The organism is Micromonospora hortensis (assembly GCF_022230935.1).
Classification (GTDB): Bacteria; Actinomycetota; Actinomycetes; order Mycobacteriales; family Micromonosporaceae; genus Micromonospora; species Micromonospora hortensis.
The window spans coordinates 169,398-183,388 of the sequence record NZ_JAKKFE010000010.1; the positions used below are offsets into that span (position 1 = coordinate 169,398).

General features: G+C 71.1%; 14 protein-coding genes. 1 reads left to right on the forward strand and 13 read right to left on the reverse strand.

Features of this window, described 5'->3' with window-relative positions; all coding sequences use genetic code 11:
* Nucleotides 1–5 precede the first annotated feature (5 nt).
* The 4 genes from mtrA to efeU all read right to left on the reverse strand — a co-directional run bounded on the left by mtrA (nt 6) and on the right by efeU (nt 4,277).
* A complete protein-coding gene (gene mtrA, locus NIE111_RS06640) occupies nt 6–695 on the reverse strand; it encodes an MtrAB system response regulator MtrA (protein WP_030331519.1) in 690 nt (229 codons plus the stop codon).
* A 223-nt stretch (nt 696–918) separates the two neighbouring features.
* Entirely contained in the window at nt 919–2,196 is a 1,278-nt protein-coding gene (gene efeB / locus NIE111_RS06645) for an iron uptake transporter deferrochelatase/peroxidase subunit (protein ID WP_238683530.1), read from the reverse strand.
* Between the two features lie 25 nt (nt 2,197–2,221).
* Entirely contained in the window at nt 2,222–3,355 is a 1,134-nt protein-coding gene (gene efeO, locus NIE111_RS06650; RefSeq protein WP_238683531.1) for an iron uptake system protein EfeO, read from the reverse strand.
* Between the two features lie 22 nt (nt 3,356–3,377).
* The gene (gene efeU, locus NIE111_RS06655) at nt 3,378–4,277 is read right to left on the reverse strand and encodes an iron uptake transporter permease EfeU (RefSeq protein WP_238683532.1); all 900 of its coding nucleotides are present in this window, start codon (nt 4,275–4,277) and stop codon (nt 3,378–3,380) included.
* 172 nt (nt 4,278–4,449) lie between these two features.
* Here efeU and NIE111_RS06660 point away from each other — a divergent pair, with 172 nt between their 5' ends.
* A complete protein-coding gene (locus NIE111_RS06660) occupies nt 4,450–4,596 on the forward strand; it encodes a hypothetical protein (protein WP_238683533.1) in 147 nt (48 codons plus the stop codon).
* Between the two features lie 179 nt (nt 4,597–4,775).
* On the opposite strand, the gene ahcY is transcribed toward NIE111_RS06660, so the two are convergent.
* The 9 genes from ahcY to NIE111_RS06705 all read right to left on the reverse strand — a co-directional run bounded on the left by ahcY (nt 4,776) and on the right by NIE111_RS06705 (nt 13,962).
* Nucleotides 4,776–6,275 (reverse strand): adenosylhomocysteinase, encoded by a 1,500-nt coding sequence (ahcY, locus tag NIE111_RS06665; protein WP_238683534.1) that lies wholly within the window; start codon nt 6,273–6,275, stop codon nt 4,776–4,778.
* A gap of 279 nt (nt 6,276–6,554) precedes the next feature.
* Nucleotides 6,555–7,718: a mannose-6-phosphate isomerase, class I gene (gene manA / locus NIE111_RS06670; RefSeq protein WP_238683535.1), complete on the reverse strand. Its 1,164-nt coding sequence runs from the start codon at nt 7,716–7,718 to the stop codon at nt 6,555–6,557.
* A gap of 3 nt (nt 7,719–7,721) precedes the next feature.
* Nucleotides 7,722–8,729, reverse strand: a complete 1,008-nt coding sequence (locus tag NIE111_RS06675; protein WP_238683536.1) for a cation diffusion facilitator family transporter — start codon at nt 8,727–8,729, stop codon at nt 7,722–7,724.
* Between the two features lie 67 nt (nt 8,730–8,796).
* Complete coding sequence (locus NIE111_RS06680) at nt 8,797–9,999, reverse strand: SIS domain-containing protein (protein ID WP_238683537.1); 1,203 nt, start codon at nt 9,997–9,999, stop codon at nt 8,797–8,799.
* Entirely contained in the window at nt 9,996–10,181 is a 186-nt protein-coding gene (locus NIE111_RS06685; protein WP_091394023.1) for a Trm112 family protein, read from the reverse strand. The genes NIE111_RS06680 and NIE111_RS06685 overlap by 4 nt, the downstream gene beginning before the upstream one ends.
* 61 nt (nt 10,182–10,242) lie before the next feature.
* The gene (locus tag NIE111_RS06690) at nt 10,243–11,628 is read right to left on the reverse strand and encodes a phosphomannomutase/phosphoglucomutase (protein ID WP_238683538.1); all 1,386 of its coding nucleotides are present in this window, start codon (nt 11,626–11,628) and stop codon (nt 10,243–10,245) included.
* Nucleotides 11,629–11,697: 69 nt separating this feature from the next.
* Nucleotides 11,698–12,759 (reverse strand): hypothetical protein, encoded by a 1,062-nt coding sequence (locus NIE111_RS06695; RefSeq protein ID WP_238683539.1) that lies wholly within the window; start codon nt 12,757–12,759, stop codon nt 11,698–11,700.
* A 151-nt stretch (nt 12,760–12,910) separates the two neighbouring features.
* Nucleotides 12,911–13,615, reverse strand: coding sequence for a deoxyribonuclease V (gene nfi / locus NIE111_RS06700; RefSeq protein ID WP_238683570.1), 705 nt, complete (start codon nt 13,613–13,615; stop codon nt 12,911–12,913).
* Between the two features lie 98 nt (nt 13,616–13,713).
* Nucleotides 13,714–13,962, reverse strand: a complete 249-nt coding sequence (locus NIE111_RS06705; protein ID WP_238683540.1) for a hypothetical protein — start codon at nt 13,960–13,962, stop codon at nt 13,714–13,716.
* Nucleotides 13,963–13,991 lie beyond the last annotated feature (29 nt).

Below are 13,991 nucleotides of genomic sequence, written 5' to 3' on the forward strand. Positions count from 1 at the left end.
CCAGGCTATCCGGTCCCTGCCTTGTAGCCCACGCCCCGCACGGTGAGGATGATTTCCGGTCGCTCCGGGTCCGGCTCGATCTTGGCCCGCAACCGCTGGACGTGCACGTTGACCAGACGGGTGTCGGCCGCGTGCCGGTAGCCCCAGACCTGTTCGAGCAGCACCTCGCGGGTGAAGACCTGACGTGGCTTGCGGGCGAGCGCGACCAGCAGGTCGAACTCCAGCGGCGTCAGCTTCACCTCCTCGTCGTTGCGGCTCACCGTGTGCGCGGGCACGTCGATGGTGATCTGGTTGTCCGGTGGCCCGATGGTGAGCATCTCCGGGGCCACGTCCTCGCCTCGGCGCAGTCGGGCCCGCATCCGGGCCACCAGTTCCTTGGGCTTGAACGGCTTGACCACGTAGTCGTCGGCGCCGGACTCCAGGCCGAGCACGACGTCCACGGTGTCGCTCTTGGCGGTCAGCATGACGATGGGCACGCCGGACTCCGCCCGGATCGACCGGGCCACGTCGATACCACTCATACCGGGAAGCATCAGGTCAAGCAGCACGATATCGGGACGACTGTCGCGAAAGGCGGCCAACGCCCGCTCGCCGTCCGCCACGAAAGAGGGCAGGAAACCCTCACTGCGCAGCACGATGCCGAGCATCTCGGCGAGCGCGGGGTCATCGTCGACCACCAGTACGCGGGCTCTCATGGGATTAATATTGCATCCTCATTCAGTTCGGTGGGACCGGCGTCCGCCGGTAACGCTGCGCGCCGCCGTCACCACGGTGATCGCGGCCCGCGGCGGCGGCGCCACGGCTGCGGTGCCTGGCGCACGAACAGGCCGTTGCCAGGCTGCCACCATGATCCCCCTTCGGCGCCGCCTGGCGCCACCGCAGGCCGGGCCGATCCGGTTGTCGCCATCCGGACGACAATCAGCCGAACAGCCCACGCCCCCAGTGATCCCCGCCGTCGCGTACCCCGGGAGGACAGGCGAACACCCCGCTGGAGACGTGCCGCAGGTACTCGTTCATCACGTCGTGCCGCGCCAACTGGGTCTGGATCGGTACGAACTGGCGGCGTGGGTCGCGCTGATAGGCGATGAAGAAGAGGCCCGCGTCGAGCCGGCCGAGGCCGTCCGAGCCGTCGACGAAGTTGTAACCCCGGCGCAGCAACTGGGCGCCGCCGTTCCGACTCGGATGGGCCAGCGTGACATGGGCGTGCTCAGCGATCACCGGCTTGCCGTCCGCGCCACGAGCGGCGAAGTCGGGCTCGTCGAACTCGTCGCCGCGACCCAGCGGCGCGCCGCTGCCCTTCGTCCGGCCGACGATCTCCTCCTGCTCGGCGAGGGAGGTCCGGTCCCAGGTCTCCACGAGCATCCGGATCTTGCGGGTCACCAGGTACGAGCCTCCGGCCATCCAGTCCGGCCCGTCGCCCGGCTGCACCCACAACTGGTCGCGTAGCAGCTCGGTGTCCTCGGCCTTGAGGTTGGCAGTGCCGTCCTTGAACCCGAAGAGGTTGCGCGCGGTGGCCTGCTCCCGCGAGGTCGACGAGGTGCGGCCGAAGCCCAACTGCGACCAGCGGACGCTCACCACGCCCATACCGAGCCGGGCCAGGTTGCGGATCGCGTGCACCGCTACCTGCGGGTCGTTGGCGCAGGCCTGGACGCACAGATCGCCGCCGGAGAGCTGCGGCTGCAACGCGTCGCCGGGAAACCTGGGCAGCTCGGCGAGGGCGGCGGGCCGACGGTCGGCGATGCCGAACCGGTCCCGCCCGTCGGCGTCGCGGAACAGCGTCGGCCCGAAGCCGATGGTGAGGGTGAGCTGCGAGGGAGGCAGGCCGAGTGCCTCGCCGGTGTCGTCCGGTGGGGCCTCCGGCATTCCGCCGACCGCACCGAGCACCCCGGCATCTCGCCCCGCGGTCATCCGGGCGGCGGCGGCCGACCACTCCTCCAGCAGTTCGACGAGTCGGGCCCGGTCCTTGGTGATCACGTCGAAGGCCACGAAGTGCAGCCGGTCCTGCGCCGGGGTGACGATGCCGGCCTGGTGCTCACCGTGGAACGGCACAGCCCCGGCCGGGTGGTCGTTCGCCGCGGCCGGGCCGTGGGAGCCGTTCAGCAGCGCCCCCGCGCCGGCCGCCACTCCGGCGACCCCCGCCACCCCGGCGCCGGCCAGGGTGATCGCCCGGCGCCGGGTGAACCTGCTCCCGCTCATCGACTCGACTCTTTCTGCCAGGTGGTCACTTCGCGACGGCCGCGGCGACCTTGCTGATCGGCTCGGCGAGCGCGTTGATCCCGTCGGAGAGCTCCTTGAGCTCGGCCTTGCTCAGCGCGGTGTGCAGCTTCCACCCGTCGCCGTCGCGGTGTTTGCCGAGCAGCCCCTCGACGTTCGTGAACTCGGTGTCCAGCTGGGTGACCAGCTCCGGCGAGCGCTGCTGCAACGCGGGCCGCAGGGCGGACACGGCGGCTTTGGAACCTTCGAGGTTGGCGGCGAAGTCCCACAGGTCGGTGTGCGAGTAGCGGTCCTCCTCGCCGGTGATCTTGCCGCTGGCCACCTCGTCGAGCAGTTCCTTGGCACCGTTGGCGAGCTGGAGCGGGGAGAGCTTCTCGGCGTTCGCCTTGGCCACGATCTCCTTGACGTCGACCAGCAGGCGGTCGGCGATCGGGCCGTCCTTGCTGATGTCGCCGGACTGCCAGAGGTCCTTCTCGATCCGGTGGAAGCCGGTGAACTCCATCCCCTCCTCGATGACCTCCTCGCGACCGTCGATCTTGGGGTCGAGGTCGCCGAAGATCTCGGCAACCGGCTCGATCCGCTCCCAGTAGGTGCGGGCGACCGGGTAGAGCGCCTTGGACTTCGCCACATCGCCGGCCTTGACCGCCCCGACGAACTCCTCGGTCTTGTCCAACAGAGCGGTGGTCTGGCTCTTGACGTAGCGCTGGTAGTTGTCGGTGGCGTCACCCAGGGCGGCGTCGGCGGTGAGCGGCTGCGCCGACCCGCTCACCTTGAGCGCGCCCCGGATGCCCTTGCCACTCATCCCTGGCTTGCAGGCAGTCTGGTACGTGCCGGCCGGCAACTCCACGTGCAGCTCGCGGCTCAGGCCGGGGGCGATGTTCTCCACCTCGCCCATCACCCGGTCGCCGTCGGCGTACACGTAGAACTCGGTCACCTTCGCGCCCGAGTTGGTGATCTTGAAGGTGGCGGTGCCGGCGCCCAGGTCGGTCGAGCCGACCTCACAGGCGGTGTCGCTGGCCTTGACCACGATCGGTCCGCCGGACGCGGCCGAGTCACCCTTGTCGGAGTCGGAGCAGGCGGCCAGACCGGCCGTCGCCAGCACGCCGGCGGCGGCCAGCGCGAAGAACTGGGTAGTACGCATCTGGGCTGTCTCTCCTCGTGGGTCAGGCACGCTGCGGCGTAGACGCCGCCTCGGCCTCGGCGCCGGTGTCGGCCCCGCGCTCGGTGACGGTGGTGGTGGTCGCGGTGGGTGCCGGCTTGCGCCGGGCCGGTCGCAGGAAGAGCAGGAGCACCGGCACGGCGTACGCGACCCAGGCGATCGTCTCCAGCACGGTGGGCGCGGGAGTCACGTTGAACATGCCGGCGAGGAGGGCCGCGTACCAGGTGCTCGGGTCGAGCGCGCCGGTGATGTCGAAGGCCAGGTCGTTCAGGCCGGGCAGGACGCCGGCCTCCTGGAAGTCGTGCACGCCGTACTTGAGGATGCCGGCGGCGACCAGGATCAGCAGCGCGCCGGTCCAGGTGAAGAACTTGCTGAGGTTGATCCGCAGGGCGCTGGCGTAGAGCAGCACACCGAGGACCACGGCGGTGACGATTCCGCCGATCAACGCGAGCAGCGGGCCGCTGTCGCCGGCCGCGCCCTGTGCGGCCGAGTAGAAGATCAGCGCGGTTTCCAGGCCCTCGCGGATCACCGCGAGGAAGGCCATGCCGGCGACGGCGAGGGACCCGACGGCCAGCGCCTCGGTGAGCTTGCCCCGCAGTTCGCCGGCGATGGTCCGGGCGGCCCGACGCATCCAGAAGATCATCCAGGTCACGAAGACCACGGCGGCGACCGAGGTGATCGCCTCGAACAACTCACGGTCCTCGGATCGGGACAGCAGCGAGGTCGACGTGTACTCGATCAGCCAGCCGAAGAGCACCGATAGCGCCACGGCCAGGCCGACGCCCGCCCAGACCTGCGGCAGCCGGTCCCGGCGCTGCGACTTCACCAGGAAGGCGACCAGGATGCTGACCACCAGGGTGGCTTCCAGCCCTTCCCGCAGACCGATCAGGTACGTGGCGAACATCCGGGCTCCGAGTAGGTTAGGCACGCCTTGGCTGACTTAGGGCAGGCATACCTTCCTCCCTGCTCAGGACCCTCGTCAAGTCGTTCACGACAAGCTCACTGGGCCCATGACGAGGACCGACGACCGCCCGGCAGCCGGTCTGCCGCCGGCCGGCTGTGGGAGGATCCCCGCCGTGAGGGGATTCCTGCCGTGGTTGGCGGTGCTGGCCGTGGTGCTGCTGCTCAGCGCGCTACGTCTGCGGGCGCTGGCCACCGTCGTGTCGGTCGGCTGGCTGATCTGGTGCGTCTGGACCTGGTTCCGCCCCACCCGCCGCAGATAACCGCCCCCACCCCACCCCACCCCACCCGCGATCTTGCATTTCCTGCTGCGGCATATCGCGCCAAAAGCCGCAAAACCCCAACCGAAACTGCAAGATCGCGAAAGCTGTGGGGCCCAGCCGGCGGCGGAGACGACGAACCGGGCCGGCTGCGAACAGCCGACCCGGTCCGGAAACGTCGATCAGTAGCGGTAGTGATCCGGCTTGAACGGACCCTCCGTGGAGACGCCGAGGTAGGCGGCCTGCTCCTTGGTCAGCGTGCTCAGCTTGGCGCCGAGCGCGCCGAGGTGCAGGCGGGCCACCTTCTCGTCCAGGTGCTTGGGCAGCACGTAGACGCCGATCGGGTACTCCTCGGTCTTGGTGAAGAGCTCGATCTGGGCGATCGTCTGGTTGGCGAACGAGTTCGACATGACGAAGCTCGGGTGCCCGGTCGCGTTGCCCAGGTTCAGCAGGCGGCCCTCGGAGAGCACGATGATGGCGTGCCCGTCGGCGAAGCGCCACAGGTCGACCTGCGGCTTGATGTTGATCCGCTCGACGTCGGACCGCTTGGCCAGCCCGGCCATGTCGATCTCGTTGTCGAAGTGGCCGATGTTGCCGACGATGGCCTGGTGCTTCATCCGCGCCATGTGCTCGTTGGTGATGACGTCGAAGCAGCCGGTGGCGGTGATGAAGATGTCGGCCTGCTCGACAATGTCGTCCAGGGTGGCGACCTGGTAGCCGTCCATCGCGGCCTGCAACGCGCAGATCGGGTCGACCTCGGTCACCACGACCCGGGCGCCCTGGCCGCGCAGCGACTCGGCGCAGCCCTTGCCCACGTCGCCGTAGCCCATGACGACCGCCATCTTGCCGCCGATCAGCACGTCGGTGGCGCGGTTGATGCCGTCGATGAGCGAGTGCCGGCAGCCGTACTTGTTGTCGAACTTGCTCTTGGTCACCGAGTCGTTGACGTTGATGGCCGGGAAGAGCAGGGTGCCAGCCCGGTGCATCTCGTAGAGCCGGTGCACACCGGTGGTGGTCTCCTCGGTCACGCCCTTGATGCCGGCGGAGATCCGGGTCCAGCGCTGGCCGTCCTCGCCGAGCGAGCGGTGCAGCAGCTCGAGGATGACCGCGTACTCCTCGGAGTCGGCGGACTCGACCGGCGGGACCGCCCCGGCCCGCTCGAACTCGGCGCCCTTGTGTACGAGCAGGGTGGCGTCGCCGCCGTCGTCAAGGATCATGTTGGGGCCCTGCCCGTCCGGCCAGGCGAGCACCTGCTCGGTGCACCACCAGTACTCCGGCAGGGTCTCGCCCTTCCAGGCGTACACCGGAACCCCGGCCGGAGCCTCGGGGGTGCCGTCCGGGCCGACGACGATCGCCGCGGCGGCGTGGTCCTGGGTGGAGAAGATGTTGCAGGACGCCCAGCGCACCTGCGCGCCGAGCGCGACCAACGTCTCGATCAGGACGGCGGTCTGGATGGTCATGTGCAGGGAGCCGGTGATCCGCGCGCCGGCGAGCGGCTGCGCCTCGGCGAACTCGCGACGAATCGCCATCAGGCCGGGCATCTCGTGCTCGGCGAGCTGGATCTCCTTACGCCCGAACTCGGCGAGCGACAGATCCGCCACCTTGAAGTCGCCGTCGGCGAGCGTGCTCGGCCGGGCCTCGGACGGCGTGCCGCTGGCGGACGCCGGGAGGGTGCTGGTCATGAAAGCTCCTGTCGAACGATGTCTGCGCCGACCCTCCACCTTACGCGCGTCGGCGACGGGCATCAGGCACGGTCCGCGGACAGCGCACGGGGCGGTCGGTGATGGACGGACTTTCCCGCCCACGTCCCGCCCGCCCCGTGCATCCCCCCGGTTTGGTTCCCCCGCACGTTCTCGGACCGTCGTCGCGATAACGCTGCGTACTCATAGAGTCACACTCAGCCAGGGTGACGTCAAGCTATTCCGGGAAAGTCGGACTTGTGTCTTTCGCCCGAGGCGAGGTCAGCGCAGCCCGGACGTCGCCACGAACGCCACACCGGCGCCGTCGATCCGCAGCGGCGCTCCCAACGCCGTACCGATCGCCGCCTCCCCCGAGACCAGCGTCAACGCGCCAGCGCCGTCGTCCACGGTGACCGAACCACCAGCGCAGAGCACCACCCGGGGGCCGGGCAACGGCAGCGTCACCGAGGGCACCGCCGCGTCGACCCGGACCCGGTGCAGCGCGAAATCGTCCACCGGCACGGGCCACCAGTCCACGCCCGGGCCGACCGGCTGCGCGGCCCGCACCGGATCGTCGAGCACCTCGAAGCGCAGCACCCGCAACAACTCGTCGACGTCCACCCGCTTCGGGGTCAGGCCGCCGCGCAGCACGTTGTCGCTGGCCGCCATGATCTCCACGCCGCAGCCGCTCAGGTAGGCGTGCAGGTTGCCGGCGGGCATCCAGATCGCCTCCCCCGCCTCCAGCCGCAGGTGGTGCAACAGCAGCGCGACCAGCGCACCCGGATCCCCCGGGTACGCCTTGGCCAACCGGCGGGTCAGCTCCGCGTCCGGGCCGTCGGTTGGCGCTGCCGCCACCGCGGCCAGCAGGTCGTGACGTCTGGCCACCGGCCAGGCGAGCAACGTCCGCACCGCCGTGCGCAACCCCGCCGGCCCGGCCCGCAACGCGGCGACAACAGGCGCCAACGCCGGTACGCCGAACGCGGCGAGCGCCTCGGCCGACTCCGCCGGATCCCGGAAACCGCACAGCGCCTCGAACGGAGTGAGCGCGACCAGCAACTCCGGCTTGTGGTGCGGGTCGGAGTAGTTACGCTGCCCCTCGGAACGCCCCACCTCCGCCGCGTAGCCGGCCTGCGCCTGCTCGGCGTCCGGGTGGGCCTGCAGGCTCAGCGGAGCGTCGGCCGCGAGCACCTTGAGCAGGAACGGCAGCCGGCTGCCGAACCGCTCGGACACCCGCTGGCCGAGCCACTGCCCTGGCTCGTCCCGCACCAGGTCACAGAGGCTCACCCGCAGACCGGCGCGATCCACGTGGGCCGGAGCGCCCGGGTGGGCCCCCAACCACAGCTCCGCCTCCGGGCCCGCGCTCGGCACCGATCGCCCCTGTAGGAGGGCGATGGCCGAGCGCGAGCCCCAGGCGTAGTCCCGGATCGGCCCGTACAGTGGCTCCACCTGTCAGCCCCCGGGCCGCCCGGCCGCCTCGCCCGACGTGTCCTGCGGCTGCGGTACCGCGGTGTCGGCCGCGGCACCGGTGCCGGCCTCGGCGGCAGCGGCGCTGTAGACGTCCGGCTCCAGGTAGATCACCCGGGCGATCGGCACCGCGGCACGGATCCGCGCCTCGACGGCGTTGATGCCACGGGCCAGGTCGTGGGCGCTCTCCCACTCCGGAACGGCGATCTTGGCGGCCACCATCAGCTCTTCCGGGCCCAGGTAGAGCGTCTTCATGTGGATGATCCGCTCCACCTCGGGGCCGTCGGTGACGGCCCGTTCGATGGCTGCCAGCTCGGACGCCTCGGCGCCCTCACCGAGCAGCAGGCTCTTCGTCTCGATGGCCAGCACGACGGCGATGACGACCAGCAGGATGCCGATCATCGCGGTGCCGGCGGCGTCCCACTCGCCGTTGCCGGTGATCAACGTCATGGTGACGCCGAACAGGGCGAACACCAGACCGACAAGCGCGCCGAAGTCCTCCAGGAGCACCACCGGCAGCTCCGGCGCCTTGGCCCGGCGGATGAAACGCACCCAGGACTGGTTGCCCCGGACGTGGTTGGACTCCTTGATGGCGGTCCGGAAGGAGAACGACTCCATGATGATCGCCGACACCAGCACCACCACCGGCAGCCAGTGCCAGGACTCGATGCCGCCCTTGTGATGCCACTTGTGGTACGCCTCGTAGAGCGCGAACAGGCCACCGATGCTGAACAGCACGATGGACACGATGAACGCGTAGATGTAGCGCTCCCGGCCGTACCCGAACGGGTGTTCCGGGGTGGCCGCGCGCTTCGCACGCTTGCCACCGAGCAGCAGGAGGCCCTGGTTACCGGAGTCGGCGACCGAGTGGACCGCCTCGGCCAGCATCGACGACGAGCCGGAGAGCAGGAACGCGATGAACTTGGTGACGGCGATGCCGATGTTGGCCAGCAAAGCGGCGACGATCGCCTTCGTCCCACCATTGGCGCTCATGCCACCGCTCCGCTTCGCCGCACGAAGCCGCCCGGTCCGCGCATGACGCGCCGCCCATTGCGTTCGTTCACTGGTTCGACAGCTCCTTCATCTCGGTGATGGCCGGCACGGCCATCGGGTCCAGCCCGTGGGCCAGGGCAAGGTAGATCGAGGCGAAATCCGGTACCGCGATCAGCGAGGCCAGCCGCTCCAGGGCGGAGCCACCCTCGGCGGTCACCACGTCGCACCGCACGCCACGGCGCTCGGCGAGGGTCTGCACCGCGTCCGCGCGGCGCTCCTCGACGGCGAGGGGCTCATCGGTGTCGTCCTCGGCGTTGAGCCCGCCGTCGCGCAGCAGCACCAACCGCAGCCGGGTGCCCTCGCCGTCGTCGTCGTCGTCGGCCGGGTCGGCGAAGATGTCCCGCTCCCCCTCGGCCAGGCCGCCGAAGACACCGTCGAGCAGACCGACCCGACCCCGCCCGGCCTCACCGAGCGCCCCGGTGACCACCGGGTAGCGGGCGTTTGCCGACAGGGTGTCGCCGAACCGGCGGGCGGCCACGGTGGCCAGCGGGGACGAACCCCAGACGATCGGGATCGAGCCGGCCAGGCCCAGGGCCAGCGACTTCGCCGGGTTGACGAAGGACTCGGCGGCCGACCGGCAGCGGTCGGCGTCCGCGTCGAGCCGGGCCGCGGTCTCGGCCAGGTCCGCCTCGTTGACCTTCACGAGCCCGAGGGAACGGGCCGCGAGCAGCACCGGCACTGTGAGCGCCCAGAGGCTGGCCCGGGCCGGAGCACGCCGGGGCACCGGGATGAACGGCGCCCTGGCCTGCTCGGCGATCGACTGCAACTGCGAGTCCGGGGCACCCACGGCGACGAGTCGGGCACCACGGCGGTGGGCCGCCTCGGCGGCGCCGAGCGCCTCCGGGCTACGTCCGGACGCGCTCACCGCGATCACCACGTCGGCCGCGCCCACCCAACCGGGTACGCCAGCGGAGCGGTGCCCGATGATCGGGACCGGGCAGCGTGGCCCGGCGACAGTGGCCAGCACGTCCCCGGTACGCCCGGCGGTGCCGATGCCGGCGATCACGACGGCTCGGGGCCGCCCGTCGTCGGCGAGCACCGCGAGGTTCGCCTCGGCTGCCAGCGCGGCGCTCTCGCGGACCTGCGCACCGGCCGACGCCGTGTGCCGGAGCATGCCACCCGGGTCGGCCTCGGCCAACGCCTGCGGGTTGTCGAGCAGGGCCTCGTCGGCGTCCCGGCGTCCGCTGACCCCGGCCGTACCGTCGATCATGAGGACTGCCCGGGGCCGCCGCGCGCCTCGTCGAGCAGCAGCACCGGCACGTCGTCGCGGACCTCGAAGATCCGGCCGCACTCCGTACAGGTCAACGTCTGCGCCTCGGCGTCATAGGTGAGCGGGGCGTGGTGCGTGTCCGGACAGGCAAGGATCTCGAGCAACTGCGGATCCAGGGCCATGGCGCGGCTCCTTCCACGTGTACGGCTTGACCGACGGCGGTGCCGACCGGCGCAGGCGATCTTATCGGCGAACGCGGTCGAGCACGTCGTCCCGGAGCGAGACCATCCGATCCCGGGTGGGCGCCTCGACGTTGAGTCGCAGCAGCGGCTCGGTGTTGGAGGCGCGCAGGTTGAACCAGGCGCCGTCGGGGAAACGCAGGGTGAGCCCGTCCATCTCGTCGGCCACCGCGTCGGGGTACGCGGCGCGCACCTCGGCCACCGCCGCCGCCTGGTCGACCACCGTCGAGTTGATCTCACCGGAGGCGATGTAGCGCTCGTACTCACCGGCCAACACGGACAGCGGCAGCGACTGCTCGCCCAGCGCGGCCAGCGTGTGCATCGCCGCGAGCATCCCGGTGTCGGCGAACCAGAAGTCCCGGAAGTAGTAGTGCGCGGAGTGCTCGCCGCCGAAGACGGCGTTGGTGCGAGCCATCTCCGCCTTGATGAAGGAGTGCCCGACCCGGGCGACGACCGGCTGCCCACCGTGCTCCCGGATGATCTCCGCGACGGCACTGGAGGTGATCAGGCCGTGGATCACCGTGGAACCCGGGTGCTTGGCCAACTCACGGGCGGCGACGAGCGCGGTGATCGCCGACGGTGAGACCGGCTCGCCGCGCTCGTCCACCACGAAGCACCGGTCGGCGTCACCGTCGAAGGCCAACCCGATGTCGGCCCCGTGCTCGACCACCGCGCGCTGGAGGTCGACAAGGTTCGCCGGGTCGAGTGGGTTGGCCTCGTGGTTGGGGAAGCTGCCGTCCAACTCGAAGTAGAGCGGCACGATCTCCAGCGGCAACGGCGACAGGGCCGCGTCGCCGAGCACTGTCGGAACGGTGAAGCCACCCATGCCGTTGCCGGCGTCGACGACCACCTTCAACGGCCGGATGCCCGAGAGGTCGACCAGCTTGCGCAGGTAGCCGGCGTAGTCGGGGAGCAGGTCGCGTCGCTCGGCGGACCGGGTCGGCGCACCGGCGGGACGAGCGTCGCCCGAGTCCAGGAGGGCCTGGGCCCGCTCCCGGATCTCGGCCAGGCCGCTCTCCTGGCCGATTGGGCGCGCGCCGGAACGGCACATCTTGATGCCGTTGTACTGCGCGGGGTTGTGACTGGCGGTGAACATCGCGCCGGGCAGGTCGAGCGAACCGGACGCGTAGTAGAGCAGGTCGGTGGAGGCGAGGCCGATCTCGATCACCGAGCGGCCCTCGGCGCGTACGCCGGTGGCGAACGCGGCGGCCAGGCCGGGCGAGGTGGCCCGCATGTCGTACCCGACGACGACGGCGTCGCCCGGCTCGTCGGTGGAGTTGAGCAGTTGGGTGAAGGCGGCGCCCAGCGCCTCGGCGGCCCGTTCGTCCCACTGGTCCGGCACCGTCCCGCGGACGTCGTACGCCTTCACAATCTGGGACAGATCAGACACGTGTTCCACTCCTTGGCCGCAGGTTAGACACCGATCCTGAGCCTAACGGAGGGCCGGGCCGTCCTCCGCTCAGCCGGGGAGGCGGGGAATGAACACGGTGTGGCCGTCACCGTCGGTGGGCGGGTCACCGGGCTTCGGGCGACCGTCGGGCCGACCCGGCATCGGCTGGGTGGCCTCCGGGGCGGGGGTGTCCGGCCGGGCACCGTAAACCCCGCCGGTGGCGGGACGCGGTGACGGCACCGCACCACCCCAGGCGGCGGCCGGCGGCTGCTGGCCGTACACCTGACCGGGGCGACCGGGCGCGGCCGGCAACCCACCCCCGGCGCGGTAGGTGGTGCCACCGGGGTTGCCCGGGAGGGTGCCCGGGGCGTCGTCGGACGGCTTGCGGTCCTGCCGGGACCGACGGAACAGCAGCACGATGAGCAGCAGTCCGACCGCCACCAGCACAATGCCGAAGTACATCACCGGTGAACCTCCTCCGGACGATTCGGCGGCCGTCGCCGTGGTGTTCGGCGCCGCGGAGACGCCCGCCTGCGCCGCCGGGTTCACCGCCTCGTCGACGGTAGCGACCTCGGTTGGGGTCGGAGTCGGCGTCGGCTTCGTCGACCGCGACGGAGTCGGCGACGGAGTGACCCGCCCTCCGGTCAGCCGCGCCGCGTCCGTGGCGTGACCCAGCGTCTGGCCGGCGGCGCTGATGCCCGCGCCCCTGACCACGAGACGGCCGCCCGGCGAACCCGCCGCGAACGCCACCCGGTACCGCACCGTGATGCCCTTGCCCTTGCACAGCGTCGGCTTCAAGGGTGACGTCTGCGCGGTCGACACGGTGCCGGCGCCGCCGGTGACGGCCACCGGGAACCAGCGCCCGCCCGCGTTGACCTCGACCGCCACCTGGTTCGGCTGGAGACCCTCCAGGCTGAAGCCCAGCGCGGTACGCAACAGGACGCACCCGTCGGTGCGCTTGCGCACCGCGACGTTCACCCCCTGCGCGGAACCACCGGCGGCGAAGCTACTGGCCGCGCCCACCCGGACCGAGTCCTGATCGGCCAGCGCCGGTGACGCACCGAGCATCACCAGGCCGCCCGCAAGACCGCAGACCGCCGCGAGCCGTGCCACGCGTCGACGCACTGTCATGATTACCTCGCCGTTCTCCCCGGGTGGGGTCCGCGGGTCAGGCTACTACCGGCCCACCTGTCCCACCGGTCATAGAGCGCCCCGCATGTGGGCGGCGTTACGGTTTACGGCGCCTCCCGCCGACCAGCTGATGACCAGGCTGACCAGCCAGTCAGCGGGCCTGCTGCGCCTCGGCGAGGGCGTCGCGGCACAGCCGGTCGGCGGTGCGGGTGGTCTCCGGCAGCCGGTAGCGCGGAGTCAACGCGAGCACCTGCGCTGTCGCGTTCTCCAGGCTCATCCGATGGCCGACACTGACGAAGACCGGCTTCACCCCGTCGCGGGTCCGCAGCACCCGACCGACGACCTCACCACCGTCACGCAACGACGACCAGGAACCCCGCTCGGCGGCCGGCGGATCCCACACCCCGACCAGTGGCGTCTTCGCCACCCCGATCGCGGGCAACCCGGTGACCACCCCCAGGTGGCACGCGAGCCCGAACCGACGCGGATGGGCCAACCCGTGCCCGTCGCAGACCAGCAGGTCCGGGACGACGGTCAGCCGGTCGAGCGCAGCGAGCAACGCCGGCAACTCACGGAAGGCGAACAACCCCGGCACATAGCCGAACGCGGGTCGCCCCACACCGACAGCGGAATCCACCACCGCGAGGGTCCGGGCGTCCAGGACCGTCACGGCCGCCGCCAGCAGGTCACCACCCTCGGCGTACGCGACGTCCAGGCCGGCCACCGTCGCGGGCGCGCTCGGCCCCGGCCCGACCAGGTCCACCAGCGGCCGCAATTCCTCCTGTACGGCCACCGCCTCGGCAACACTGCCCGGCCCTGTCGTCCCCGCTCCCACCGCGTCCGGCGCGGCGTTCATGCCCGGCGTGCCCGGCGTGCGCCATGATCCACTCGGCTTCACGGAAGTCGGGATGTCCCACGGCCTTGGATGCCCCGGCTTCAAGGAACCGGAGTCGATCACCTCCGGCCCGAGGCGTCGGCGCCATCCCCGGCGGCCCTACCGTCCGAGCCACCTTGAGCGGGGTCACCGTCGGCCCGGCCCCTGATCGCACCCAGGCCGAGCGCGAAGGCAATGCCGAGGGCGACACCGAAGGCGACGCCACCCTTCGCACCGAACACGGGAATGCCGATCGCCAGACCGATCAGGATGCCGACCGGCCAGGCCCAGACGGTGGACCTGACGCCCTGCGTACCGGATTTCGCCATGCGTCGATCTTATTCGGCCCCGCCAGGGC

Excerpts from the sequence above, each read along its gene's own strand:
- mtrA (WP_030331519.1), bottom strand. The coding sequence starts at position 695 with ATGAGAGCCCGCGTACTGGTGGTCGACGATGACCCCGCGCTCGCCGAG.
- efeB (WP_238683530.1), bottom strand. The coding sequence starts at position 2,196 with ATGAGCGGGAGCAGGTTCACCCGGCGCCGGGCGATCACCCTGGCCGGC.
- efeO (WP_238683531.1), bottom strand. The coding sequence starts at position 3,355 with ATGCGTACTACCCAGTTCTTCGCGCTGGCCGCCGCCGGCGTGCTGGCG.
- efeU (WP_238683532.1), bottom strand. The coding sequence starts at position 4,277 with ATGTTCGCCACGTACCTGATCGGTCTGCGGGAAGGGCTGGAAGCCACC.
- ahcY (WP_238683534.1), bottom strand. The coding sequence starts at position 6,275 with ATGACCAGCACCCTCCCGGCGTCCGCCAGCGGCACGCCGTCCGAGGCC.
- NIE111_RS06675 (WP_238683536.1), bottom strand. The coding sequence starts at position 8,729 with ATGAGCGCCAATGGTGGGACGAAGGCGATCGTCGCCGCTTTGCTGGCC.
- NIE111_RS06680 (WP_238683537.1), bottom strand. The coding sequence starts at position 9,999 with ATGATCGACGGTACGGCCGGGGTCAGCGGACGCCGGGACGCCGACGAG.
- NIE111_RS06685 (WP_091394023.1), bottom strand. The coding sequence starts at position 10,181 with ATGGCCCTGGATCCGCAGTTGCTCGAGATCCTTGCCTGTCCGGACACG.
- NIE111_RS06695 (WP_238683539.1), bottom strand. The coding sequence starts at position 12,759 with ATGACAGTGCGTCGACGCGTGGCACGGCTCGCGGCGGTCTGCGGTCTT.
- nfi (WP_238683570.1), bottom strand. The coding sequence starts at position 13,615 with ATGAACGCCGCGCCGGACGCGGTGGGAGCGGGGACGACAGGGCCGGGC.
- NIE111_RS06705 (WP_238683540.1), bottom strand. The coding sequence starts at position 13,962 with ATGGCGAAATCCGGTACGCAGGGCGTCAGGTCCACCGTCTGGGCCTGG.